Here is a 23,928-nt window from a genome sequence, read left to right as displayed (position 1 = left end):
TTTTCCCTTTTGGATAACAGTGGTTACCTCTGCATCAACCGATTCTTGAACGACGACAGTCGCGCTGCCATGGTCAGATACTACTTCAGATACTGACGTTGTTTCAGCAGGCGCATCGCTATTAAATATATGGGTTGTGCTGGTAGCTGTGGTGCCATCGTCTAATTTTTCGGTAAATGTGGCTGTGAGGACTTCACCCGCGCCATTGTGTTGTGCTCTTATGTGTCTTCTGACATTGCCTCTATAAGCAAAATTTTTATTACAAGTGCTGCAAATGTAGGGGTTGGATTTTTCTTCGGAGTGGACTTTTAAGTGTATTTTACGCTTGCTGGCAGTGGTAAAAGCCTTTCCACAGAGATCGCAAACATAAGGTTTTTCTCCCGTGTGCGTTCTCACGTGGACTTGGAGGCTACTAGTTTGAGCAAAAGACTTATCACAATGAGGACACTTATACGGTGTCTCCCCGGTGTGTGTTCTTACGTGTCTTGTACGATCTCCAGCCTGAGTAAAAGACTTATCACAATGAGGACACTTATAGGGTTTCAGACCAGTATGTATTTTCATGTGATTGGTAAGATATTGCTGTTTTTTGAACGTTTTTTGGCATACGTTGCAAGTAAGCTCATGTTCATTCATGCTATTTCACCGTCAATTTCTGGCGTTTTAAGGACGAGATATCGCTGTTGCCACAGTAGCCAAAAGTTCAAGCCCTGATTCTGGTTGTACTCCCCCTGGAGGTTCTACGACTCTAACCGGTTTTTTTCCCTTTTGGATAACAGTGGTTACCTCTGCATCAACCGATTCTTGAACGACGACAGTCGCGCTGCCATGGTCAGATACTACTTCAGATACTGACGTTGTTTCAGCAGGCTCATCGCTATTAAATATATGGGTTGTGCTGGTAGCTGTGGTGCCATCGTCTAATTTCTCGGTAAATGTGGCTGTGAGGACTTCACCCGCGCCATTGTGTTGTTTTTTTAAGTGGTTGTAGGCACTGTTTTTATAAGTAAACTGTCTACTGCAAGTGCTGCAAATGAAGGGGCTGGATCTTTCTTTGTGGACTTTTAAGTGTGATCTACGCGTGCTGGCAGTGGCAAAAGCCTTTCCACAGATATCGCAAGGATAAGGTTTTTCTCCAGTGTGTGTTCTCAGGTGGATTTGGAGGCCACCAGATTGAGTAAAAGCCCTATCACATTGAGGGCACTTATACGGTGTCTCCCCGGTGTGTATTCTTTCGTGTCTTCTAAGAGCTGCGGAAACAGTAAAAGACTTATCACAATGAGAGCACTTATAGGGTCTCAGACCAGTATGTATTCTCATGTGTTTGGTAAGATATTCCTGTTTTTTGAACGTTTTTTGGCATACGTTGCAAGTAAGTTCATGTTCATTCATGCGGATTCTCCGTCCAGATTCATTTGAGGCACGATAAATGGGCACCTTTCCAGGCAATTGTGGTGACGCGTACGCTTCAGCTTAAATAAAACTAAAGTGCTATTTATCCGTTTTATACCCCCCTTTCCCCTTGATAGTGAACACTTGCAGACGTTTAGACGGATTGTAACCCATTGTATTTATTCAACCCTGTTATGTCTTATTTGAATTCCTTTCGTTACCAGCTACGCTTTTTGGAACTAAATACTCCGCTGGCGGGTCAAATGAGCCAGAAAACCATAAGAACACCTGAAATAACACCTGAAATAACACCTGAATAAATAACAATGAGGATACGATAATGAATACATCACTTTTAAGCACGCTGGCCCGGCTGTTACTGACGGTGCCGTTCATGGTTGCCAGCCTGACCAGCTATGCGGCTGAAGTTGTTGAGTCATCAGATAAAGAAGAAAAGCCAGTGTCAGAGGCCGTTGTCACCGATCGCGCCTTGCAAGTGGCACAAGATAGCGCAGACAGTGAAAATGATGACGAAGAGTCTGAAGCGGTTTTCACTGACATCTAGGAGCCTGACCGAGAATAGCGCCCGTAGCGAGGATTACGAGACATTGAGGATAAAAATTTCTGCTTCTGAGGATAATAGTGGGGCTATTTGACGAAGAAGCAGGAATTTTTAGACCAATTTATCGCGACCGCAGTAGGGTAGTCTATTCTCGGACAGGCTCCTAGCCCAGAACTGTCTAAAATGGCACATCCATTCAACGTGACAGTATAGCATGATGGTTGATAGCTAATACTCATGGCCTTTTCTGACTATCGAGTATGACAAACTGTGCGTTTCAACGCAGGCTGGCTTCAGTTTGTCAGGGCAATAGCGTCGTCAGAACAGGTTATTGATCAAACTGGTTATTAAGAAAAAGAGAATACAATTGATCAAGTAACTCGGTATCTTCTATTTTTCCCGACTCGCCGGGTGAAAATCTTGTTGCAAATCGAGCTTCACCTTCCGTTTCAATTACCGTAAATAACAGCTTATTTTCGTAATAAACCTCATAATAACTGTCACGAGAGCCATCCAAGGCTCCATCTGGAAAGCCCCCATCAGTGATTACTTTACCTTTTGAAAGGCTTTCGGGTTTAAGGTTGTCAAGGAGTTTGATCGCTTTTTCGAAACTATCAATATAGGGACTGGGCTGTTTAGGTTTATAATACTCATCATTCTCAAGCAGCTTTTCTTTCAGTTCTTTCATATGTTCTTTGATTTCAAACACCACGTTATCTGTTGCTGCTTCTGTTGCGTCTGCACTGGCCACGCTGGATACCTCTCTGGTTTCCAGAGACCTACCAAAGCCGTTAGTGGCGAATGCTAATCCTTTGCTTTTGCTGGCCGTGTCGCCGGGATCAGTTTTGGTTACAGCATAATTATTTAGCTTGCCTTTCGAGTCACTCTCACCCTCATTGGGATTAATCGAAGTATTTAACGTATTTTCTGACGGAACGGATAAATCAGTATTCATTGCACTATCCTCTTATTCTTTTCTTGAGTCAGCACCAAAAACGTGTCTTAACAATGGTTTATGGGTTTATGGGTTTATGGGTTTATGCTTATTGTTGAGATAAATGCTCTTTAATCAATGGTTTATTATTCTTTCACAGCGATAACAGCAGTAATTCTTGCTACAGACTTTTAGTAGCCCGGTCGTCTGCTGTTTCTCAGGCTCTGTTCCATGTTTTATTGTAAGTAGTTAGACAAATGCAATCAGATATTTGTTCCTGACAGGGCAATAGCCTTTGAATAGCTGTATTTCAGTATATGCCAATAGTCTTTTATTCCAATACTGCGGACAGTTTTAGACAGTCTGATGTCTGATGCTACAAGGCCTACAGCTCAAGGGGGCGATTTTATGGTAACTCAACGGTAGGCGTGAGTTGCCATAAAATAACGATACACCTTCAAACCTCTGGCAGCCATGGGCTTTAAGCATCAAAAATTGTCCGCAGTATTGTTATTTTTTCTTCATGCTGTCGAACTGTTTTGCCACGGCACCTTTGGTGGGTGCCAGCACGCACTCCAGGCGGCGCAACAGGGTAAACGGCAGAATAACGCTCCCGTACTGGGACTGTTTAAAATCCCCCCGCAGCAGATCAGCCACAGACCAGATAAAGGCCGCGAGGTTATGAGAAGCTTGCGTGTTCGACATAGCTGAAAGAGTCACTTCTTAACAGGAAAGCGGGAAAGGTACTAACTGTGTAGCGTTCATTGCATCTGAGAAGCAGTGTAACGCTATTTTGTGGGAGGTAGATAGAAAACTATGCAAATTTGCATTTTTATTTATGGTGCTTTCTTTCACCCGCCTCTCTTTTTTGAGCTATCTCTTAGTCACAAATCCTGATCTTGGTTTATAGTAGGATTTTATTCATAGAATTCTACTGTTTTCAGAATTTGATCGCTAAAGTTGAAAATGTCGTCTATTGATTCAATCGGGTGACGGGTTTCCTTTTTATTCTCGTCAAAGATACCAATATACTTCTGCTTTGCGTTGAAGTGCAGGCGGCACAAGGGTTTACGATTGTTATCGTCAAGAAGAACGCCGAAATAGCTCTGTGTATCCCTTGGAGCAATACGGTCAACGCTAACCTTCTGGCGGACGATGGCTTTGATAATATTGAAGCCGTCAATTTCCTCTTCAGTGGTGACGATCTTAGAATCACGCTCTTCCTGTTTTTCTACATGGGCTGGAGCCTCTATAGTTTCGGCGGCTTCTGGCATTGGGGTTCTGACGTCAGGGCCAATGGCTGATTTCAGACGTTCATTAATGCTGTCATTCAGGAATTGCTTGAGGGCTTTACCTGTGATTTCCGAAAATTGAGCCTTAACTTTTGCTGTAAGTACACCGTCGTATACCCTGGAGGCAAAGAGCTTGACAAAATCTTCTTCGGGCTCATCAAATTGTTGCTCCAGTAACTTCTTTATCTGGTTCAAGTACTTCAATTCACCGGCAGCATTTACAATGGAGTCAACATCAAAAGAGGATTTAGTTAGCTTCTTGACTTCTGGTACTACATGCTCGTCTATGTCTGCTAAGTCCAGAGTCAGGAAGGGCTTTTCGTCCATCTTGTTTGGGGCGTCAAGGTCTGTATAAAACTCATATTCAGCGCCATTGGTGAGGATCGCCAGACGTGCATTAGTCACAGAGAAATATCTGAAGAGCTGGCTGGCATGTTTAGGTGTGAGCTTCTCGCCAAACTTCTTGCATTCAATCAGGATTTGTACTTCATCATCTTTGATCAGTGCATAGTCAACCTTTTCACCCTTCTTTGTGCCTGCGTCGGCGGTAAATTCAGGAATTACCTCGCTAGGGTCGAATACATCATATCCGAGGACTGAGTGAAGGAATGGCATGACCAATGCGGTTTTTGTTGCTTCTTCTGTGGCGAGGTTGCTGGCAATTTGATCAATTTTTTTAGATAAGCTTTGCAGCCTTTCGATGAAGCCCATTCAAGACACCTTAAATAATTTGTTTGCTTTTCCATGATATTCGATACACGCACGAGTTTAAACAGCGAAAGTCCCTCAGGTGACTTTGCAGAACGCGCTATGCAAATTCGTGATCTCTGGTGAAGCTGGCTGAGTGTCCATTGTGGATGCCACTCCCACTCCTAAAGTGTGGCTATGGTTTGAATGCTTTTCAGTTGATGGGGCCGTGTCACAAAAACCAAAAATCCCCTTGCAACTACATGATTTACAAGGGGTTTTATATGTGGCGGAGGGACAGGGATTCGAACCCTGGATAGGCTACTAACCTATGCCGGTTTTCAAGACCGGTGCATTCAACCGCTCTGCCATCCCTCCTGAGCTGCCCTTTATGCGGCAACGAAACGAATACTACCTGAAACAGATTTTGTGTCAACTGTTATGCTGGGAGCCTGTCGGACTTAAGACTATTTCGGCCTGAAATCCAAAAAGCCCTCACAAGCGAAAGTCAGAACCAAACGTGACCACCGGGGTCTTTTCTTATCACAGTGGTCAGCCTCTCATAACCATTCTATACTGGTGCCAAGGAGCCTGTCGGACTTAAGATAATTTCGGCCTAAAATCCAGAAAGTGCGGCCAGAATTTCATGCTCGAAAGCGTAAGTCCGACAGGCTCCAAGGGGAAGTTAACAGCAAAATTGAAAGGTATAACCCGATTTCCTGGTTCTGGTATACTGAAAAATCAGCAACTTATATAAGAGGACAAAGGACTATGGAACGCAAACCCGTAATTGCCACGCATACCGCGGCATCTCGCAGAGGTGGCATTGAAATAAATAAGGTGCTTCGCAACACCTATATGCTGCTGGGCATGACCCTGCTGTTCAGTGCCGCCACCGCTGGTGTTGCTATGGCGCTGGGGATTGGTCGTATGACAGGTCTGGTGCTGACATTGGTTGGCTTTGGGCTACTGTTTGTGGTCAATAGAACGGCTGACTCTGAGAAAGGTATCCTTGCCGTTTTTGCCTTTACCGGTGTTATGGGCGCTGCCCTTGGCCCAATCCTTAACCACTATGTTGGCTTGGCTGATGGACCTCAGCTAATTATGCAGGCTCTCGGTGGCACAGCCATCGTCTTCTTTGCCCTGTCTGCCTACGTTCTTACCACCCGCAAAGATTTCTCATTTATGGGCGGGTTTCTTTTTGTTGGTCTGATTGTTGCGTTAGTGGCAAGCATTGCCCTGATGTTCTTCCATGCCCCCGCCGCTCAAATGGCCCTGTCTGGTGGCATTGTTTTACTGATGTCCGGGTTTATCCTGTATGATACCAGCCGTATCATCCACGGTGGTGAGACTAACTATATTCGTGCAACAGTGTCATTGTACCTGGATATCTACAATCTGTTTACTTCGCTGCTGGCCCTGCTCGGCATGAGCGACGACTAATCTTTCTCTGCGCGCCGAAGCCTCGCCCTGAGCGAGGTTTTTTTATTCTGGAGCATTTCCGTGAAGTTCGCCCTTGCCATTTATGGCGCCCCTGCTACCAGTCAGGCACCACAAACGGCCCTTCATTTTGCTAAAGCCACATTGGCTGAAGGGCATGAGATTGTTCAGCTGTTTTTTTATCAAGATGGTGTGCACACGGCATCCACCCTTTGCATGGCCCCTCAGGATGAGCAGCCCCTCACTCAGCAGTGGCGGGCTTTTATTCATGAGCGCCAACTTGATGCCATCGTCTGTATTGCGGCAGCCATGCGCCGTGGCGTGGTCGATCAAGCTGAAGCCAAACGCTATGAACTCAGTGCACACAACCTTGACACTACCTTCACATTATCCGGCCTTGGTCAATTGATTGATGCTTCTGTGACTGCCGATCGCATCATTACTTTTGGGGATTAGTATGAGTCAATCGTTGTGTATAATCTCGACCAAGGCGCCTTACCATGGCCAGCGCGCCAGAGAAGCACTGGACACAGCCCTGGTTTCTTCATCTTTCGATGTACCTACCCGGCTGTTGCTGATGGGGGATGGCGTTTATCAGTTGCTGGCCAATCAGTCCCCGCAGATGCTGCCCAGAAAGAACCTCAGTGCTTTATTAAAGGCTTTGCCATTGTATGGCATTGATACTATTTACGTGGATGAAGCCTCCCTCAAAGAACGTCATATTTCATCAGGGCAATTACTGCCTGATCATACGGTACTGACACAAAAGGCGTTAACAGACTTTTTGAGCCAGCAGATAAAAATACTGAGTTTCTGATGCGTACACTGCATATCATTAACAAAACAGGCAACCCTCTGGTTTTATGCCAGCGCGTATTAACAGAGAAAGACGGCATTCTCCTGATTGAAGACGGGGTTTACCTTCTGGCAGAATGCGCGGGCACACTCACCCGATTGAGCCAGCAACACCCAATATACGCTCTGGAAGCCGACGTTAACGCTCGGGGAATGACAACGAATAGTATTGAGCTGGCGTCTTACCCACGGTTTGTTACCCTGGTCGCAGAGTACGACCGGGCAATCAGCTGGCATTAATGAAATACAGAGAAGCAACACATGCTGCAACTGGATAAAGAGGGCTACCTTGTTCAACTTAGCCAATGGACACGAGAGATTGCTGAGCAGCTGGCAAAAGCCGATACCATAGCGCTTACCGAGGCGCACTGGGAAGTGCTGAATGCATTGAGAGATTACTATCAACAATTTGAGCATGCCCCCAGTCAGCGGCCTTTTGTCAAATATATTGCCAACACACTGGGTAAAGAAAAAGGCAACAGTGTGTACTTAATGCAACTCTTTCCAGAAAGCCCTGCAAAGGTAGCCGCACGCATAGCCGGACTACCACGACCGACCAACTGCTTTTAGCGTAACAGTGTCGCCCCAGAAGACCCATGGAGGTATTTACATATCTGATAATGGATGATCCGCATTGCCCCAGGGTGGCTGGAAAAACTGTTCCAGGGTTTCGGCATTCACATCCTTTACAGAAGCAAACTGCCACTTAGGTTGTTTATCCTTATCCACCAGAAGCGCGCGCACACCTTCGTTTAAATCCCCTCGCAGGGAGCAGTTTACAGACAGGACTAACTCTCCCATAAAGGCCTGTCGTAGAGACAGGTGATGTGTTCTTTTTAATTGCTCGTAGGCAATGAAGGCAGAGAGCGGTGAACCCGTTAACGCATTTTTACGGGCAGTGATTAACCATTCATCGTCGCTTTCCAGATTTTCCAGTTGCTCCATGATGGCAGGCAGCGATGGTTTGTCCATCCATTGGGCAATGGCATCGCGGTATTCACGGATTTTAGAGTATGGCAGCCAGCCAGCACTTTCGTGATCGAAGCGATGCATAATATTATAAACAGCTTCATGGGCGTCGAGCGTCTGCCAGTCGGCTTTTTGCAGCGCTTCAAGCACATTAGGTCGGAAAGCATGGTCGATAAATCGGTTGGCCAGACCGAGATACATGGCATCGCCGGCATTGAGGTGACAACCTGTTAATGCCATAAACAGTCCAATACGGACAGGCATGTGACCCAAAACCCAGCTCCCACCCACATCCGGGTAGAGACCAATATTGATTTCCGGCATAGCTAACAAAGAGGTATCGGTCACCACCCGATAAGTAGCACCTGACATTAAGCCGATTCCACCGCCCATGACAAAGCCATTACCCCAACAAATCACAGGCTTGTTAAACGTATGGATTAAATAATCCAGGCGGTATTCTTTCGCGAAAAAACGAAGCGGGGCACCAGTATCCCCATCAATGACTGACTGGCGCAGAGTTCGGATATCGCCACCGGCACAAAAGGCCTTTTCTCCCTGGCCATCCATAAACACACAAACAACACTGTCATCGGTTTTCCATTGGGTCAAGCGGGCATAAATGGCATCCACCATTGCCTGATTCAGCGCATTGAGCGATTTTTCCGCATTCAGTGTGACCACACCGATTTTCTGGCTGTTTTCTGTGATCAGCTCATTAAACAGTACCGCTTCAGTCATACACATACCCCTTCATAGCTACACCAGCAAAATGCCGAATAGAGTCTGATGAGCTGTTTTCACAGCTCAGGGAACACAGTCCCGATTGTTGTTGGCAACAGCTTATGAGACATAGACTCAGATTACAAACCTTTTGACAATAGGCGAACACACCGTCCTAATAAGTAGACAGTGATACAAAAATTCGCCATTGATACTTAAAATAAGGTTTTCCTCTATCTGAAGGGGCAGGCAAAACCTGACCCGCAAAGTTATGGCTGAAGGGAAAGCGTCAATGTTCAGGGAAATGTGATAAAAGGAATGCTTGCTATGTCTGGTGACAACCGTATACCTCCAAAGCCCCCACAATCACAAGGGGATTATTCTTCCAGTTCTACAGAGGACAACCCAAAAGCCTCCATCTCCATGAAAGGGAGTTCGCTTACTTCCCTGACAAGGAAGGATGTCAGAAAAAGAATGGTTCGTTCCCATAACACAGCAAATGATAAGCCCCTTGCCTCAAGAAAGACTGAGGTGCTGCCACCGAAAGCAAATTTCTTACCGACGGCTCCTGGTGCCACTAAAAAGGTTATCCCCCTGGATCTGAGCGGACTCGAAGATAACAAAGCGCCCGACGCGCAGGAAGAAAGCCTGGACAGTGGCATGGGGACGTCAGAAAGAAGCCGTTTAAGCAGAAGCCTGTCCACAGACACGCTGTATGATGTTGAACAGTTGCCAGAGAATCAGCCCGCCACAGAGACTGTGACAAAACCCCAAAGCCAGGCGGTTGGGTCTGAAAACAACAATCTGTCAGCGTCTAAAAACAACAAAAACACGTCTTCCTCTGAGGCCCTTCCGCCATTGATTGAGCGCAGTAATCTAACGGCAGCAGAGGGGCAGAGCTCTGCAAAGCTCCTGAAAAGGGTCAAAAAACTGCACCAGCTGGTGGATGATCTGGACTTGTTTGATCGACGGCTCAGACTACTGGTTCCCGAGCATGAGGTGCCATCGTCTGAAGAGATTATCCAGGAGATTAAACATATTCATCAACAAGTAGACGACTTTCTACACCGGCTGTTATTAAATTCTACACTGCCCCCCATAGTGTCCCCCATTGACAAGGACAAGGGCAAGGACTGACGGTTTGACTGCGGCGCTAAAGGTGTCGCTTTACTCCCTATGCCTTATGCGGCGAGTGAATGCCATCCAGGCAAAATAACTGTCGAGGCAACACCTGGCAAATGCTTCTGAAAAGCGCGCCGATGATGGTACTCACTGACCGCCACCCTATTAAGTTGTAACATTCACAAAAGGTGACAACAGTGAGAGTGATTGGGGGATAGTAATGAATGGTTTAATCCGGCATGAACACTATTATCCCATAACTCATAGGGACCATGGGGGTAAATTCCATTTTCGTTATAGCCATTGGTCTGGGCATACTCATTATCCGAAAAAAATATGCCAGGAATCATTGGGTTTCTCTGAAAAAAATGGATCGCCTTGATGAAATTTTTCGTGCTTTTTTGAGGATCATTGGTCAGCGGAGAGAAGTAATAGTTTAGTAAAGGGGCGATATCTTTTAAACGGTAAGAAAACCTAAAAGGCAACCCTATGTGGGCATGATGACTAAAGGGTCTTTCCCGCATATGCATTTCAATACAGTGATTGGCTTCATTGCTGTAAATGAAAAAATAGGGTATACAGTTAAACACAGGATCACCACTGGCAGGGGGGTCAATATAGTCTACACAGCCTTTAAAACGATAACATGTTATGACAAAAAACTTTGATTTCATTATCCGGGTGATGATAAAGCGGGCATTATCTACATGATTAAACGCATAGAGAACACTGTAATTGCCTATCTCTGTCTTTATCCTTGTATCAGCTAAAGGGGTTTTAAAATCCAGGGGTACACCTACAAGCGAGTGAAGGTCGGAAAAGTATGGCATGATTCAACTCCAATCACAGGTTATATTCTTGCGTTCTTTAGTTGGGCTTTCACCCTTCCGGACCGGTGAATTCAGGGGATCATTCACCCGAGATGATTGTACTCATTAGTTGTCGTCTGCGTTGAGATACTCATAAGATGCGACAACAACGGTCAGGCGCTTCAAGCTCTTCGGACTGGTCGTAAGTAGTAGGGGGTGGTGAATGGTTTGATCCAGCATGACGACAGTGATTCCATAACTCATAGGGACCATGGGGGTAAATTCCATTTTCGTTATAGCCATTGGTCTGGGCATACTCATTATCCGAAAAAAATATGCCGGGAATCATTGGGTTTCTCTGAAAAAAATGGATTGCTTTGATGAAGTTTTCCGTGCTTTTTTGAGGATCATTGGTCAGCGGGGAGAAGTAATAGTTTAGCAAAGGCGCAATGTATTCTAAATGGTATGAAAAAATAAAAGGCAAACCTATATGGATATGTGCATCAGAGGGTTTTTCCCGAATATGCATCTCAAGACAATGACAAGTTTCGTAAAGTTGGATGATGAAATAGGGATGACAAATAAAAACCGGATCCTTACTATCAGCAGGTTTCCTGGTATAGCTTACAGCGCCTTGAAAAGCATAGCAGGTTATGACAAAAAACTTTGATTTCATTATTCGGGTGATGATAAAGCGGGCATTCTCTACATGATTAAACGCATAGAGAACACTGTAATTGCCGTTCTTGGTCTTTATCTTTGTATTAACTGAAGGGGTTTTAAAATTCAGGGGCATATCTTCAAGTATGCCAGAATCGAGAAAGTATGGCATGATTCAACTCCAATCACCGGTTATATTCTTAGAGCCTGTCGGACTTATGCTTTCGAGCATAAAATTCAGTAGGGCGAGTCAGAATTTTCGATCAATTTGTGCGAGATGGGGCAGGATCTCATAGTACTCCCTCCCATGTATTATACAACTGCGTTCATATAAAAATGTTTAACTAAAAAGGAGAGGGTAAAGGAAGGTCAATAAAGGTGTCGCTTTACTCCCTATGTTTCATGCGGCGAGTGAATGCCATTCAGTCGAGGCAACACCTGGCAAATGCTTCTGAAAGGGAGCTGTGACGTTGAAATACTCATGAAATGCGACAATGGGGCTCGTACACGTCGTACAGATCGTAAAGGGGGTCTGGCAAATGGTTTAATCCGGGGTGAACGCTGTCATTCCATAACTCATAGGGACCATGGGGGTAAAGTCCATTTTTGTTATAGCCATTGGTTTGGGCGTACTCATTATCCGAAAAAAATATGCCGGGAATCATTGGGTTGTTCTGAAAAAAATGGATGGCCTTGATGAAGTTTTCCGTACTTTTTTGAGGATCATCAGTCAGCGGGGAGAAGTAATAGTTTAGCAAAGGAGCGATATCTTCCAAGTGGTATGAAAACTCAAAAGGCAACCCCCTGTGGAAATGTGGACTAAAGGGTTTTTCCCGAATATGCATTTCAAGACAGTGATTAGGCTCGCTTTCTGTTATCCAGAAAAATTCATAATGATTAAAATTCTGATTGATAAAATTACTGCCTTCAAAAGCATAATATGTTATGACAAAAAACTCTGATTCTACCACTCGGGTGATGATGAAGTACGCGCTCTGTATATGACTAAATGCGTAGAGAACACTGTAATTGCCGTTTTGCGTCTCTAGCCTGGTATTGACTAAAGGGGTTTTAAAATTTATTCGGGAACCTTTCTGACTGCCCGTGGAGAATGGCATGGTCGAACTCCAATCACAGCGCACAATGTTAAGTAGTCAAGTCAGGCTCTCAGCTTGGCAGTTGATGAATCGCCAGGATCATCCACCGGCAAGAAATCAGCGTGCTCAACGTGTACAGGCTAGCAGTCAATTGTAGGCTTAGCCACACAGCTCCATTCCGACACTCCCATGTATTATACAACTACGTTCATATAAAAATAGTTAACTATCAAAAGGAGAGGGTGGTCGAGGCAACACCTGGCAAATGCTTCTGAAAGGGAGCTGTGACGTTGAAGCACTCATAAAATGTTACAATAAGGCCTGTACAAGTCGTACATATCGCAAGGGTAAGGGAGGCCTGGCACATGGCTTAATCCGGGGTGAACACTGTCATTCCATAACTCATAGGGACCGTGGGGGTAAAGTCCATTTTTGTTATAGCCATTGATTTGGGCATATTCATTATCTGAAAAAAATATGCCCGGAATCATTGGGTTGTTCTGAAAAAAATGGATGGCCTTGATGAAGTTTTCTGCACTTTTTTGAGGGTTATCAGTTAGCGGGGAGAAGTAATAGTGTAACAAGGGAGCGATATCTTCTAAATGGTATGAAAACTTAAACGGCAATCCTATATGATTATGTTTGCTGGTGGGTTTTTCTCGAATATGCATCTCAAGACAATGGTACGTATCGTAATTTTGAACGAGGAAACAGGGGTGACAATCAAAAACCGGATCCGTACTACCTTCAGGCTTCTTACTGAAGGATACAGCATTTTCAAAATAATAACATGTTATGACAAAAAACTGTGATTGCATGACCCGGGTAAGGATAAAATACGCATTTTCTACATCATTAAAGGCATAGAGAACACTGAAATTGCCGTTCACTGTCTCTATCTTTGTATCAACGGAAGGCGTGTTAAACGCTATTGGCCTATTTTTTTTGCCAGAACCAGAACAGTAAGGCATGATCAAACTCCAATCGCAGCTCTCAATCTCAAGTGTCCAAATGCTCAAGTCAGGCCGCCGGTTCGGGGGGCGGCGATTGGTGGATGATTCATCCCGACAAGACAGCGGCGTGACTCTGTTAATAGTATATCCTAGGCTTAGGAGCCTGTCGGACTTAAGACAATTTCGGCCTGAAATCCAGAAAGCGCGGCCAGCATTTTATGCTCGAAAGCATAAGTCCGACAGGCCCCTTAGTCATAGCGTTTGTCTCACCGGCCAGCTATTGACCGCAAGCCTTCAGGGGAACTGAGAGCGCCCTTGACCCCTTCCATTGATGAGACCGGTCAACGTTTCCTGCCGCTGCGTGCTGCCTGTTGATCAACATCCCTCCCTGTACGCATAAAAAAGCTGTCAATCTTCAGGAGCAGGCAGTAAGAAGCAAACAGTAAGGGAAGATAAAGCCATGCATTGATTTACATTGCGCCGTTTGAAAAGGCTTGCTATCGTGCGGGCAGGTACTATTTGTTAACAACATTGTTAAAAACAAGAGTTCGCGATGTCATCTTATTGCACTAACATTGTCATAGTATCCGCCGCCCGCACGCCCATGGGCGCGTTTCAGGGATCTCTTTCTTCTTTATCAGCGCCGCAGCTCGGCGCCAGGGCGATCACTGAGGCTATCGCGCGCAGCAGGTTATCATCGGACAGGGTCTGTGAAATCATCATGGGTAATGTGTTGCCAGCAGGCTGTGGTCAGGCGCCAGCCCGCCAGGCGGCTATCCTGGGAGATGTGCCTGAGCATGTGCCGGCAACTACCGTTAATAAGGTTTGTGGCTCGGGCATGAAGGCCATTATGCTCGGGTGTGCCCAGTTACAGCTACAAGAAGCCAATGTTATCGTTGCCGGGGGTATGGAAAGCATGAGCAATGCGCCTTATCTTCTGGGCAAGGCACGCCAGGGGTTCCGGCTCGGACATGGTGATGTCAAAGACCATATGTTCACCGATGGCCTTGAAGATGCCTACAGTGGTCAGCTTATGGGTGCCTTCGCCCAGGAGACGGCAGACCGTTTTGATATCAGCCGTGAAGCCATGGACAGTTATGCGTTGACATCGTTGGAGCGGGCAAACAAGGCCATTACTGAAGGGCGCTTTGTGTCGGAAATTATCCCTGTTGTCACCCGCGAGAGTACCGTCGATACCGATGAGCAGCCAGGGCGTGCCAAGCCTGAAAAAATACGCCAGCTTAAGCCCGCTTTCAGTAAAACCGGGACGATCACTGCTGCCAATGCCAGTTCTATTTCTGACGGTGCCGCGGCTTTAGTGATGATGCGTGAGGAGGATGCCCTGGCACAGGGGTTGACACCATTGGCGCGTATCAAAGGTTATCATACCCATGCCCGCGAACCAGCGGAGTTTACCCTGGCGCCAGTGGATGCCATCAAGGCATTACAGCAAACGCTGGGGTGGAGCGGTAGCGATGTGGATTGCTATGAAATTAATGAAGCGTTTGCCGTGGTTGCCCTGGCGGCAATCAGCATGCTTGAGTTGGATTCCGGGCGGGTCAATATTTACGGTGGCGCCTGTGCCCTGGGACATCCCCTCGGTGCCAGCGGGGCACGCATTGTCGTAACACTGCTTAATGCGCTCGAACAGACCGGGGGAAGAAAAGGCATTGCTTCACTGTGTATTGGTGGTGGTGAAGCAACAGCGATAGCCATTGAACGTTATTGAGGGTTGCCGACATTAAAATCTGGCAGCATTTTGTCAACGTTGTTTGCGGTAATAAACCATAACGCTGCTGCATGGGGCTCACATGAACTTCACCTTATCTGATGAACAAAAAGCGTTTTGTGATCTGGCCAGGCAATTTGCGGACAATGACCTCAGGCCAAATGCTGCCCATTGGGACAAGGACGCTGTTTTTCCGGTAGAGACGATCAAATCCGCCGGTCAACTGGGCTTTTGTTCCCTTTACGCGGCTCAATCCATCGGTGGTCTCGGACTCAGCCGGCTCGATGCCAGTTTAGTCTTTGAGCGGCTATCCATGGGGTGTACCGCTACCACAGCGTATTTGACCATTCACAATATGGTCACCTGGATGGTGGGCGAGTTTGGTAAAGAGGCACTGCTGGCTACTTGGGGGGAAGCACTGGCAACGGGAAACAAGCTGGCTTCTTATTGCCTGACCGAGCCGGGTTCTGGCAGTGATGCATCGTCGTTGAAAACCAAAGCTGTTCGAGACGGCAATGACTATGTTATCTCTGGTACCAAGGCTTTTATTTCCGGTGCTGGCAGTACGGATTTATTGGTTGTTATGGCACGCACCGGTGATAATACGCCACGGGGCATCTCTGCCATTGCTATACCCGCGGATACCGAGGGGATCAGTTTTGGTCGTAAAGAAGAAAAAATGGGATGGAACTGCCAGCCCACCCGGTTACTATCATTCGACAGTGTTCGTGTACCTGTGGAAAACCGTCTGGGCGAAGAAGGGGAAGGCTTCAAGCTCGCCATGAAAGGCCTCGATGGGGGGCGGATCAATATCGCCAGCTGTTCGGTGGGAACCGCTCAACAAGCGTTGAATACTGCCCGTGATTACATGAAAGACAGAAAGCAGTTTGGCAAGCCCCTGGCTGATTTTCAGGCGTTACAGTTTAAACTGGCGGATATGAACACCGACCTTGTGGCAGCCCGTCAACTGGTCAGGCTGGCGGCCACCAGGCTCGATGATAAGCACCTGGAAGCCACGACATTTTGTGCCATGGCGAAACGCTTCGCGACGGATGTAGGCTTCAGGGTGTGTAACGAAGCCCTGCAAATCCACGGTGGTTATGGGTATATCAAGGAATACCCTTTAGAGCGTTATGTCAGGGATACCCGCGTTCATCAGATACTTGAAGGTACTAATGAAGTCATGCGGCTGATTATTGCCCGTCGGCTTCTTTCTGAACAGTTTACGGAGTTGGATTAATGGTTGATGTTTTGCAGTTATCCGTTGAAGCTCATACCGCGTTTATCACCCTGGATAACCCACCGGCTAATACCTGGACGCTGGCGAGTCTGCAGCGGTTGGAATCAATGATTCGGGAGATCAATGGGAATCGTGAGGTGACCACCTTGATTATTCGCTCGGCTCGCGAAAAATTTTTCAGTGCCGGTGCTGATTTAAACGTATTCAACCATCAACCCCCAAAAGAAGTGGAGGCCATGGCTGCCGCTTTTGGTAAGGGTTTTGAGGCATTAACGGACTTTTCTGGCTTATCCATTGCCGCTATCAATGGTTATGCCATGGGCGGCGGCCTTGAAGTTGCCCTGGCCTGCGATTTGCTGGTGGCAGAAAAACAGGCGGTGATGGCCTTACCAGAAGCTTCTGTGGGGTTGCTGCCTTGTGCTGGTGGCACGCAGAACTTAACCCTGCGTGTGGGGGAGGGTTGGGCAAAGCGGATGATTCTGTGTGGTGAAAAGGTTGATGGCGCCAAGGCCCATGCCATAGGGTTGGTGGATGTCCTGGTGGAAGAGGGGGAAAGTGTCAATACCGCCAAAACCTTCGCTAAGAAAGCCCTGAGGCAAAGTCCCGACGCTGTTCGCGCCTGTAAACAGCTGATTCAACTCGGACGAGAAATGCCCCCTCGTTCAGCATTGCCCATGGAGCGAGAATTGTTTATGAAGCTGTTCGAGGGTAACAACCAGCAAGAGGGTGTCTCTGCTTTTCTTGAGAAGCGTCAACCGGTTTGGGACTACGATTGAGCTCCGGTAAGACAGGCAATGGTTTTTTAACGATTGATGGAAACTGTCGGGTATTGTTGTAAAAGCCCGACAGGTGACCTTTATACAAAGACCTTTTATACAAAAATCTTCACTGCGCTTGATAAACCATTGATGAGTGGACTGCCTTTTTCTACCGCCTTGCTCAGTTTGGCACTGGTTGATTTGACGACCTTTACCGCATAATCACTAATATGGCTTGCCGCGAGGTTGGCCAGGGTTTGTGACAGGGACTCTTTCAACCTTGATGCCGTCAGTTGTCCTGAATAATTGTCTGTGGTTGTTAATGTTGTTACTTGTTTATCAAACAGTTTCTTAACGGTCTTTTGAACGGGTGTTTCTATGGCTTTTTTAGCCATTCGCGTGATTTGTTCAACCTGTTCAGAGCGTGATATACCGGTAATGGCCCTGCTGGCATAGTGTTGACAATTGTTATTGACAGGGTCGTAGTCAGTCCTGCCAAGTTCGCTAACCGCAGCTTGCACTATTTCATGGGGTTGGCGGGTGGTTTTCAGTGTGTCAATGATAACAGGGCTTTTGTTTTTTTCAGCTGTTGCCTTGAAATTTGTCAATAAGTCGAGCTTAACAACGCCGCTGATGCTTCCGGGTTTAGCGCCACCACTAAAGTTGGCAATGATGGGGACACCAAAGTATTGACCCAGATAAACCCCGGCGTGTCGCGCTTGTTTGACACCAAAGGCGCCATGATATTTGATGTAATCGCCAGGCTTATAGCCTTGGGTGTCTGTTTTGTACGTTTTGCCCTTTTGTTTCAAGGCAAATGTTTTTAACTGTTGTCGTGTTTTTTTGTCCAGCTTTTTATAAACGGCTATGTTATCAGATGGGCACACTGTTGTCTTTGCGTGTGACCGGTTGGAAACCCTGCGCCTTTTTAACGACGTGGTGGGTGATTTTTTGCCTTGAATTTTCGTGTGTTGAGGGGCGCGAGTGGCTGACTGGGGCAGCCTTTTTACTGGTGCCTGACTCTGGTTATTGTGATAGCTGGTTGAGATGACGGGTGTTGCTGGCGTGCGGTTGGCTGCTGTTATCATAATATATCCTCCATGATATGTTGATAATCGCCTTTTTTGTCGCGCTATCTATGTAGACAGTTATTTTTATCTGTTGTTGTATCAGTCAGTGTTATATTCACTGACCGATAGGTCAGAAATGCTGTCGGCGCGCTATTTTCGTCAATGTCGTCCATTCAGCCGGTAAATACCGCTTCAGGTTTCTGACAGGTACAGTCACTTCTGAAGATACAGCGTCCAGTCACGATGATGAGCCACCCGGGTAAACCGCTGACGGAGGGCGTCAGGTAAATGGTCAAAGTCATCATTTTCTGTCGCGAGGTAGTAGCGGGCATTTGGCGCATTGATTAGCCGGGTTAACTCCTCAGAACCCGAAAGGTCTTTTGCGCTACCCCTCGAATAGAAATGCCCGGAAAAGGGGGTGCCGTGTAAATAGAGAATACCGCTGTAGGAGACAGATTGTTGGTGCACGTAATTAAGCAGTATTTTCTGAGATTTGATCTGATCGCTGGTCATTAGATAGGGCATTACCCCTATTACCAGCAAAGGGATAAGGGCGCTACAGGCCGTGAGCCATCTCGGCAAATGGTGCCAGCGATGCTGTCCTCGCTCTGCCAGAGCAAAAGCCATAGCGGGCACCGTAGGGAGAGTATAGGTCCAAATGATATTACGGGCAAAACTAAAGAAAAACAGGGGACACAGAAACCATAATAGTAAAAAGTGCTGCCAATCACTCAAAGTAATACGCTTGTTTCGCCAACAGGTTTTTACCCATAAGATGCCCTGATTCACAAGCACGCATGACCAGGGTAATGCCCCCAAAAGCCAGTACACCCAAATCGTCCCTATCGGCTCATTATGGGCGAAACCGTACTTGTCCCCATGCCAGCTGCTCTCCAGATAACGGTCAAAATGCTCGCCAATAATAAAGTAGCGTAAAAAGCCCGGCGTTTTCAGTTCAGCGGCAATATACCAGGGCGCCGCTATCAGCAATGTCAGCAGCAATCCTTTTATCCAGGGAAATCGTTGCCACAAGGTGATGAGTCGACGAGCTTTCAGGCACCAGATAAAAATGGGTAACCCTGCCAACACCAGTGGCGCTAGTCCTTTAGCCAGCAAGGCGAGAGCGCAACCAATAAAAAACAGAAACTGCCAGCGTCTGGCTTGTCGGGCATCTTGTGAATGCCAGCCTATCCAGAAACCACAAAGGATCATGGTGATGGAAAAAAGCATGACAGGATCTGGCATCACCGTACCCGAAAGCACCAGAAATGTCAGCGTGGTAGGTAATATGATCAGTACCAGCGCGGCAGCATGGCGTTCCATTTGAAACAGGGCTAACCGAACACTGAATCCAACAACCCCCAGGCTGACCAGCAGGATAGGCAGGCGAGCGGCAAATTCATTCAGACCAAAGAGCTTGAAGGAGAGGGCTGATAGCCAGATAAACAGGGGAGGTTTCCCCCAAAAGGGGACTCCCACCTTGAACCAGGGTGTAATCCAGTCATTGGTTGCTACCATCAGGCGCGCCATTTCAGCATAGCGTGCTTCGGAAGTGTCTTGCAGAGGGTACAAACCCAAAGATAACAGGCGAATCAAAAATGCGGCTGAACAAATGGCAATGGCAACACGCCAGGATGACCAGGCAGGAAGCGCTGGTTGAGTTAACCAATGGTTATCAGTCCGGCCTTTGCTGTCAGTGGTTTTGTTCCCTTTTTTTTTGACGATGGCTGCAGTTGAGTTGGTTTTCATTGGCATGGATAAACGAGATTGGTAGGCCCTTTAGTGTAGTTGCTTTTGTGCAAAGGGACTCAAGGCATTCCCTTTGCTTTTTCCATCTCTGCTGATGAAGGCAAGGGCAAATCTGGCACATTGCTAGTACATGGTTTCAATGAGTTTGACGGGTTGTCTTTATCATAAGTCTCCGCGCACCGTTCGCCCTGAGCCTGTCGAAGGGCGTAAACTCCGGCGATAGATCGTGCCAAGCACCCTTCGACCCCGCTCAGGATGAACGGAGATGGTACACGTCAATCTCATTGAATTGATGTACTAGTTGCTGCCTGAGAAGTGTTCAGGTAGGAGAGCCGTCACCTATCCGTGTTAAGAGACTCAGTGGAATACCTTGTTATGGGCATCCGTTCCTACCTGAAAACCGGGTAAATTCTGACCTGTTGAGGCTTTGTCCCGTGCTTTGAATGCGTTACTTAACGCAATAAATTCAGGTTAAAATTCTGTCTATCTAATAAAATCAGCATATTTTATTGATTTCCATTGTCTCCACTATCAAAAATGACAATACTGTGACAATTACCCTTCTTTGCTACGGTTATGATGACTCCATCATAAAGCTTCTTATGAATAGCTTTCCTTGAGACAAACTTGTCTGTTTGGATGGCATTGATAAAGAATAAGTAACCAGGTAGGGCGATACTGTGACAACAGCAACCAACCAGACGGGCGATTGGTTAGGGCATCCTAAAGGGCTCTTTGTATTATTTGCTACCGAAATGTGGGAGCGCTTTTCCTACTACGGTATGCGCGCGTTATTAATTTTTTACTTAACAAAATACTTTTTATTCAGTGACGCGCAGGCTAGCGAGATTTATGGTTCCTATACCGCCCTCGTCTATGTGCTGCCAATTATTGGTGGTATTCTGGCTGACCGCTATTTAGGTTCAAAAAAGGCCGTCACATTTGGTGCTATTTTGATTGCGCTGGGGCATCTTACACTGGCCATTGATTTCTCCCCTTCACATCATCAATACGAGCAAACGGTATCCCAGAACGATCCTACCCTTCAGCTTTTCTTTCTGGCTCTGGCGTTAATTTCAGCGGGCACCGGTTTTTTAAAAGCCAATATTTCAACCATAGTGGGTAATCTGTATGCGCCTGATGACAGCCGTCGTGATGGAGGCTTTACCATTTTCTATATGGGCATTAATCTGGGGTCCGTGATTGCTACTATTGTCTGTGGCTATCTGGGTGAAACCTTTGGATGGCACTATGGATTTGGTGCTGCGGGTATTGGCATGCTTATTGGCTTAGTGACCTTCCTGGCTGGACAAAAACACCTCAAAGGAATCGCTGAACCCACTCAACCAAAATTGCTGAAAAAGAAGACAGCCGGTATTTCAACAGAGTATTGGATTTATCTTGGCGGCTTGCTGATGGTGGCTGTTAGCTGGAAGCTCGTTCAAAACAATGAGATTGTCGGCAGCTTGTTAAGCGCATCCATTGGCATCATGTCAGTCATCATCATTTACTTCGCACTGCGTAAGTGCAATAAGGTGGAACGTGATCGTTTATTTGCTATCAGCATTTTGATCTTTTTCTCTGTAGTGTTCTGGGCATTGTTTGAACAGGCTGGCTCATCCCTTAGTTTGTTAACAGACAGAGTCATTGACCGTAATTTATGGGGCATTGAAATAAAGGCCAGTCAGTTCCAGGCCTTAAACCCGGCATTTATTATTTTCCTCGCACCGCTGTTTTCTATCCTTTGGGTAAAGTTAAGCAGACGTGGCTGGGAACCCAGTACGCCGACCAAATTCGCGCTGGGTATACTCCAGGTGGGCTTAGGCTTTCTGGTACTGGTATGGGGTATGCATAATGCCCAGGGTAATGAACCCGTCGCTATGATCTGGATAGTGCTTCTGTATTTTGTTCATACGACAGGTGAGCTGTGTTTAAGTCCCGTCGGGCTATCCATGATGACTAAACTTTCTGTGGCACGCATTGCCAGCATGATGATGGGGGTATGGTTCCTGGCAGCCGCTGCCGCACAGTACATCGCAGGTTTACTCTCGGCCTTAACGGGTGATAAAGAAAACTCAGTGGGGACATTAACCACACTGGCAAAAACCAAAGCCGCTTATATTCCGGTATACAGTAAAATGGGTTGGATAGCCGTGGGCATTGGTATGTTTTTATTGTTCATTGTGCCTTTCGTGAAAAAGCTGATGCATAACAATAAACCCATGGCAACAGAACAGCATCAGGAACCTGCCGTTACTGCTAATTGATCAACACATCCAGAAAAATAGCGCGACATCTGACAAAAAAGCCAGTTATTGACTGGCTTTTTTGTATTTCAACCAACTATTTTGTTAATTTTTTTCTTAAAAAAACCAAGTTAAACCGGGGGTGTAGACATACTTCAAAAATGATGACTGGCATGTTTTTATATGACAGATTATTCAAATAAATTGTTATTAATACATTATTAACATTCAAAAACAGTATGAAGAATAACGAATAAAGCCAAATAACAGGTGCTATGCTAGACGACAGGCTGTAGCTCAAGGGACTCAGCAAACCCATATACAAGACAAATATTTCATATTTTCACAGATTACCACAAATTATCACAACAATGATGCACGACTCACAGCAATAGTATTAAAGAAATGTTTTCTTATCACTAAACAAGGTATCCAATGATGAAAGATCCACCTTGGCGCTTTATTTCCCAGCTTTTATGGTAATAATGCTCCGTTTAGGTAGTGTTACCTATTCAGGAATTTAAGACATTTGTCTACTATTTTTGCTATTAAATAAACAAAACTTTTCTTGGGACTTATTTTGCCCGGAGGCATTAATGAGCAAGTATAGCTACACTACTGTTTATGAAGAGTTTACAGGTCTCAAACCCCCAGAGCCTAAAACCACGAAACCTCGACGTCGCCGTGGGTTCGGGCACCCTTACCGCATGCGCCTCAGTATGCAGGAGGATGCGCAACAGCCCGAACTACAGGCAGAGCAGCCACAGACAAACAGCGCTAACAGTCAGCCTGAGGTAACACCATCACCCAAGTCATTATTTCGGGCCAATATGAACCGGCAGGAAGATGCTTACGACCGGCCACATCGGCATCATGCCCCGAAAGTAACCTACAAAAAGCGCCGTCACTACTTACTCTCGGACAACAATAAAGATGCAATGAGCTAGTTACTCACTGCTCCCACAGTTAATAGGGATACCTATGTTCGGATTTGTTTGGATTAACGTCGGAACCCGCTGCCCTGACGGGTTCTTACTGTCTGACATAAGAGCAATTTACCCCAGTGCCAGCCACATACCGAGAGCAATCATCATACTCCCCGATATACGGTTCATGACGTTCACATTACCGCTTTTTCGCAGGATATTTCTTAATGTCCGTCCACCACTGGCGTAAAGCGTCAGGCAGATAAACTCTAGTACCATGATGACAGTGATAAGTACAGATAGCTGTGGAAGCAACGCATAATCAGGGCTGATAAATGGCGGTAACAGGGCAATAAAAAAGGTCCATCCCTTAGGACTAGTAATAGCGGTAACGAAACCCTGAAGAACCAGTGTTTTGTTTGAAACAGACCCTTGACGTTCAGCTCCGGCCAAAGGAGTTGCCATTTTCCCCCTTGACAACACCAGCTCGATGTCCAGGTACCCGAGGTAAATGCCGCCAGGTAAATGCCGCCTGACACTTTAAAGGCAACAAATGCTTCAGGGAATTCCAGGAGCCTGTCGGACTTATGCTCGAAAGCTTAAGCCCAACAGACTCCTGGGAGCCTGTCCGAGAATAGACTACCCTACTGCGGTTGCGATAAATTGGTCTAAAAATTCCTGCTTCTTCGTCAAATAGCCCCACTATTATCCTCAG

25 protein-coding genes and 1 tRNA gene are annotated in these 23,928 nt (G+C 46.4%); 12 read left to right on the top strand and 14 right to left on the bottom strand.

Features of this window, described 5'->3' with window-relative positions:
- Together V4C51_RS12020 and V4C51_RS12015 are read right to left on the bottom strand one after the other, a co-directional pair.
- On the bottom strand, positions 1-636 hold a 636-nt coding region (locus V4C51_RS12020), incomplete at its 3' end, for a C2H2-type zinc finger protein (protein WP_420797665.1).
- A gap of 27 nt (positions 637-663) precedes the next feature.
- Positions 664-1,392 carry a C2H2-type zinc finger protein gene (locus V4C51_RS12015; protein ID WP_330926410.1) on the bottom strand — a complete coding sequence of 243 codons (729 nt, stop codon included), beginning with the start codon at positions 1,390-1,392 and terminating at the stop codon, positions 664-666.
- Positions 1,393-1,732: 340 nt separating this feature from the next.
- Between V4C51_RS12015 and V4C51_RS12010 the strand changes: the two genes are divergently transcribed.
- Positions 1,733-1,957: a hypothetical protein gene (locus tag V4C51_RS12010; RefSeq protein WP_330926409.1), complete on the top strand. Its 225-nt coding sequence runs from the start codon at positions 1,733-1,735 to the stop codon at positions 1,955-1,957.
- A gap of 325 nt (positions 1,958-2,282) precedes the next feature.
- Here V4C51_RS12010 and V4C51_RS12005 read toward each other — a convergent pair whose 3' ends face one another.
- From V4C51_RS12005 to V4C51_RS11990, 4 genes are all read right to left on the bottom strand, one after another.
- The gene (locus tag V4C51_RS12005; RefSeq protein ID WP_330926408.1) at positions 2,283-2,909 is read right to left on the bottom strand and encodes a hypothetical protein; all 627 of its coding nucleotides are present in this window, start codon (positions 2,907-2,909) and stop codon (positions 2,283-2,285) included.
- Positions 2,910-3,398: 489 nt separating this feature from the next.
- Positions 3,399-3,593: a type I restriction-modification system subunit M N-terminal domain-containing protein gene (locus tag V4C51_RS12000; RefSeq protein WP_330926407.1), complete on the bottom strand. Its 195-nt coding sequence runs from the start codon at positions 3,591-3,593 to the stop codon at positions 3,399-3,401.
- 212 nt (positions 3,594-3,805) lie between these two features.
- Complete coding sequence (locus tag V4C51_RS11995; RefSeq protein WP_330926406.1) at positions 3,806-4,891, bottom strand: type I restriction endonuclease; 1,086 nt, start codon at positions 4,889-4,891, stop codon at positions 3,806-3,808.
- 263 nt (positions 4,892-5,154) lie between these two features.
- Positions 5,155-5,245 (bottom strand) — tRNA-Ser (locus tag V4C51_RS11990).
- Positions 5,246-5,638: 393 nt separating this feature from the next.
- Between V4C51_RS11990 and V4C51_RS11985 the strand changes: the two genes are divergently transcribed.
- Genes V4C51_RS11985 through V4C51_RS11965 form a run of 5 tightly spaced genes read left to right on the top strand, consistent with a single transcriptional unit; the run spans position 5,639 to position 7,732 of the window.
- Complete coding sequence (locus V4C51_RS11985) at positions 5,639-6,310, top strand: Bax inhibitor-1/YccA family protein (protein WP_330926405.1); 672 nt, start codon at positions 5,639-5,641, stop codon at positions 6,308-6,310.
- A 60-nt stretch (positions 6,311-6,370) separates the two neighbouring features.
- Complete coding sequence (gene tusD, locus V4C51_RS11980) at positions 6,371-6,763, top strand: sulfurtransferase complex subunit TusD (protein WP_330926404.1); 393 nt, start codon at positions 6,371-6,373, stop codon at positions 6,761-6,763.
- 1 nt (position 6,764) lies between these two features.
- Positions 6,765-7,124 carry a sulfurtransferase complex subunit TusC gene (gene tusC, locus V4C51_RS11975; RefSeq protein ID WP_330926403.1) on the top strand — a complete coding sequence of 120 codons (360 nt, stop codon included), beginning with the start codon at positions 6,765-6,767 and terminating at the stop codon, positions 7,122-7,124.
- Positions 7,124-7,402 (top strand): sulfurtransferase complex subunit TusB, encoded by a 279-nt coding sequence (tusB, locus tag V4C51_RS11970; RefSeq protein WP_330926402.1) that lies wholly within the window; start codon positions 7,124-7,126, stop codon positions 7,400-7,402. The genes tusC and tusB overlap by 1 nt, the downstream gene beginning before the upstream one ends.
- A 21-nt stretch (positions 7,403-7,423) precedes the next feature.
- Positions 7,424-7,732 (top strand): TusE/DsrC/DsvC family sulfur relay protein, encoded by a 309-nt coding sequence (locus tag V4C51_RS11965; RefSeq protein ID WP_330926401.1) that lies wholly within the window; start codon positions 7,424-7,426, stop codon positions 7,730-7,732.
- Between the two features lie 36 nt (positions 7,733-7,768).
- On the opposite strand, the gene V4C51_RS11960 is transcribed toward V4C51_RS11965, so the two are convergent.
- Complete coding sequence (locus V4C51_RS11960) at positions 7,769-8,872, bottom strand: enoyl-CoA hydratase/isomerase family protein (protein WP_330926400.1); 1,104 nt, start codon at positions 8,870-8,872, stop codon at positions 7,769-7,771.
- Positions 8,873-9,181: 309 nt separating this feature from the next.
- Here V4C51_RS11960 and V4C51_RS11955 point away from each other — a divergent pair, with 309 nt between their 5' ends.
- Entirely contained in the window at positions 9,182-9,991 is an 810-nt protein-coding gene (locus V4C51_RS11955; RefSeq protein WP_330926399.1) for a hypothetical protein, read from the top strand.
- A gap of 164 nt (positions 9,992-10,155) precedes the next feature.
- Here the strand turns inward: V4C51_RS11955 and V4C51_RS11950 are convergent, their stop codons facing one another.
- From V4C51_RS11950 to V4C51_RS11935, 4 genes are all read right to left on the bottom strand, one after another.
- Complete coding sequence (locus tag V4C51_RS11950) at positions 10,156-10,806, bottom strand: hypothetical protein (RefSeq protein ID WP_330926398.1); 651 nt, start codon at positions 10,804-10,806, stop codon at positions 10,156-10,158.
- 130 nt (positions 10,807-10,936) lie between these two features.
- A complete protein-coding gene (locus V4C51_RS11945; protein WP_330926397.1) occupies positions 10,937-11,617 on the bottom strand; it encodes a hypothetical protein in 681 nt (226 codons plus the stop codon).
- 307 nt (positions 11,618-11,924) lie between these two features.
- Positions 11,925-12,563 (bottom strand): hypothetical protein, encoded by a 639-nt coding sequence (locus V4C51_RS11940; RefSeq protein WP_330926396.1) that lies wholly within the window; start codon positions 12,561-12,563, stop codon positions 11,925-11,927.
- Between the two features lie 278 nt (positions 12,564-12,841).
- Positions 12,842-13,513 carry a hypothetical protein gene (locus tag V4C51_RS11935; RefSeq protein ID WP_330926395.1) on the bottom strand — a complete coding sequence of 224 codons (672 nt, stop codon included), beginning with the start codon at positions 13,511-13,513 and terminating at the stop codon, positions 12,842-12,844.
- Positions 13,514-14,048: 535 nt separating this feature from the next.
- Between V4C51_RS11935 and V4C51_RS11930 the strand changes: the two genes are divergently transcribed.
- The 3 genes from V4C51_RS11930 (at position 14,049) to V4C51_RS11920 (ending at position 17,240) form a co-directional block, all read left to right on the top strand.
- On the top strand, positions 14,049-15,224 hold the full coding sequence (locus tag V4C51_RS11930) for a thiolase family protein (protein WP_330926394.1): 1,176 nt from the start codon (positions 14,049-14,051) through the stop codon (positions 15,222-15,224).
- 82 nt (positions 15,225-15,306) lie between these two features.
- Positions 15,307-16,464 carry an acyl-CoA dehydrogenase family protein gene (locus tag V4C51_RS11925; protein WP_330926393.1) on the top strand — a complete coding sequence of 386 codons (1,158 nt, stop codon included), beginning with the start codon at positions 15,307-15,309 and terminating at the stop codon, positions 16,462-16,464.
- On the top strand, positions 16,464-17,240 hold the full coding sequence (locus V4C51_RS11920) for an enoyl-CoA hydratase (protein WP_330926392.1): 777 nt from the start codon (positions 16,464-16,466) through the stop codon (positions 17,238-17,240). The genes V4C51_RS11925 and V4C51_RS11920 overlap by 1 nt, the downstream gene beginning before the upstream one ends.
- Positions 17,241-17,335: 95 nt before the next feature.
- On the opposite strand, the gene V4C51_RS11915 is transcribed toward V4C51_RS11920, so the two are convergent.
- Positions 17,336-18,310, bottom strand: coding sequence for a lecithin retinol acyltransferase family protein (locus tag V4C51_RS11915; protein WP_330926391.1), 975 nt, complete (start codon positions 18,308-18,310; stop codon positions 17,336-17,338).
- 195 nt (positions 18,311-18,505) lie between these two features.
- Positions 18,506-20,047 (bottom strand): ArnT family glycosyltransferase, encoded by a 1,542-nt coding sequence (locus tag V4C51_RS11910; protein WP_330926390.1) that lies wholly within the window; start codon positions 20,045-20,047, stop codon positions 18,506-18,508.
- A gap of 674 nt (positions 20,048-20,721) precedes the next feature.
- Here V4C51_RS11910 and V4C51_RS11905 point away from each other — a divergent pair.
- On the top strand, positions 20,722-22,308 hold the full coding sequence (locus V4C51_RS11905) for a peptide MFS transporter (RefSeq protein ID WP_330926389.1): 1,587 nt from the start codon (positions 20,722-20,724) through the stop codon (positions 22,306-22,308).
- Between the two features lie 575 nt (positions 22,309-22,883).
- On the top strand, positions 22,884-23,234 hold the full coding sequence (locus V4C51_RS11900) for a hypothetical protein (RefSeq protein ID WP_330926388.1): 351 nt from the start codon (positions 22,884-22,886) through the stop codon (positions 23,232-23,234).
- Positions 23,235-23,342: 108 nt separating this feature from the next.
- Here the strand turns inward: V4C51_RS11900 and V4C51_RS11895 are convergent, their stop codons facing one another.
- Positions 23,343-23,726 (bottom strand): LysE family translocator, encoded by a 384-nt coding sequence (locus V4C51_RS11895; RefSeq protein ID WP_330926411.1) that lies wholly within the window; start codon positions 23,724-23,726, stop codon positions 23,343-23,345.
- Between the last annotated feature and the right edge of the window lie 202 nt (positions 23,727-23,928).

It is taken from the genome of Candidatus Sororendozoicomonas aggregata (assembly GCF_031528575.1).
GTDB lineage: Bacteria > Pseudomonadota > Gammaproteobacteria > Pseudomonadales > Endozoicomonadaceae > Endonucleibacter > Endonucleibacter aggregata.
This window is presented reverse-complemented; position numbering and strand designations above follow the sequence as displayed.

Excerpts from the sequence above, each read along its gene's own strand:
- V4C51_RS12015 (WP_330926410.1), bottom strand. The coding sequence starts at position 1,392 with ATGAATGAACATGAACTTACTTGCAACGTATGCCAAAAAACGTTCAAA.
- V4C51_RS12010 (WP_330926409.1), top strand. The coding sequence starts at position 1,733 with ATGAATACATCACTTTTAAGCACGCTGGCCCGGCTGTTACTGACGGTG.
- V4C51_RS12005 (WP_330926408.1), bottom strand. The coding sequence starts at position 2,909 with ATGAATACTGATTTATCCGTTCCGTCAGAAAATACGTTAAATACTTCG.
- V4C51_RS12000 (WP_330926407.1), bottom strand. The coding sequence starts at position 3,593 with ATGTCGAACACGCAAGCTTCTCATAACCTCGCGGCCTTTATCTGGTCT.
- V4C51_RS11995 (WP_330926406.1), bottom strand. The coding sequence starts at position 4,891 with ATGGGCTTCATCGAAAGGCTGCAAAGCTTATCTAAAAAAATTGATCAA.
- V4C51_RS11985 (WP_330926405.1), top strand. The coding sequence starts at position 5,639 with ATGGAACGCAAACCCGTAATTGCCACGCATACCGCGGCATCTCGCAGA.
- tusC (WP_330926403.1), top strand. The coding sequence starts at position 6,765 with ATGAGTCAATCGTTGTGTATAATCTCGACCAAGGCGCCTTACCATGGC.
- tusB (WP_330926402.1), top strand. The coding sequence starts at position 7,124 with ATGCGTACACTGCATATCATTAACAAAACAGGCAACCCTCTGGTTTTA.
- V4C51_RS11965 (WP_330926401.1), top strand. The coding sequence starts at position 7,424 with ATGCTGCAACTGGATAAAGAGGGCTACCTTGTTCAACTTAGCCAATGG.
- V4C51_RS11960 (WP_330926400.1), bottom strand. The coding sequence starts at position 8,872 with ATGACTGAAGCGGTACTGTTTAATGAGCTGATCACAGAAAACAGCCAG.
- V4C51_RS11955 (WP_330926399.1), top strand. The coding sequence starts at position 9,182 with ATGTCTGGTGACAACCGTATACCTCCAAAGCCCCCACAATCACAAGGG.
- V4C51_RS11950 (WP_330926398.1), bottom strand. The coding sequence starts at position 10,806 with ATGCCATACTTTTCCGACCTTCACTCGCTTGTAGGTGTACCCCTGGAT.
- V4C51_RS11945 (WP_330926397.1), bottom strand. The coding sequence starts at position 11,617 with ATGCCATACTTTCTCGATTCTGGCATACTTGAAGATATGCCCCTGAAT.
- V4C51_RS11940 (WP_330926396.1), bottom strand. The coding sequence starts at position 12,563 with ATGCCATTCTCCACGGGCAGTCAGAAAGGTTCCCGAATAAATTTTAAA.
- V4C51_RS11935 (WP_330926395.1), bottom strand. The coding sequence starts at position 13,513 with ATGCCTTACTGTTCTGGTTCTGGCAAAAAAAATAGGCCAATAGCGTTT.
- V4C51_RS11930 (WP_330926394.1), top strand. The coding sequence starts at position 14,049 with ATGTCATCTTATTGCACTAACATTGTCATAGTATCCGCCGCCCGCACG.
- V4C51_RS11925 (WP_330926393.1), top strand. The coding sequence starts at position 15,307 with ATGAACTTCACCTTATCTGATGAACAAAAAGCGTTTTGTGATCTGGCC.
- V4C51_RS11920 (WP_330926392.1), top strand. The coding sequence starts at position 16,464 with ATGGTTGATGTTTTGCAGTTATCCGTTGAAGCTCATACCGCGTTTATC.
- V4C51_RS11915 (WP_330926391.1), bottom strand. The coding sequence starts at position 18,310 with ATGATAACAGCAGCCAACCGCACGCCAGCAACACCCGTCATCTCAACC.
- V4C51_RS11910 (WP_330926390.1), bottom strand. The coding sequence starts at position 20,047 with ATGCCAATGAAAACCAACTCAACTGCAGCCATCGTCAAAAAAAAAGGG.
- V4C51_RS11900 (WP_330926388.1), top strand. The coding sequence starts at position 22,884 with ATGAGCAAGTATAGCTACACTACTGTTTATGAAGAGTTTACAGGTCTC.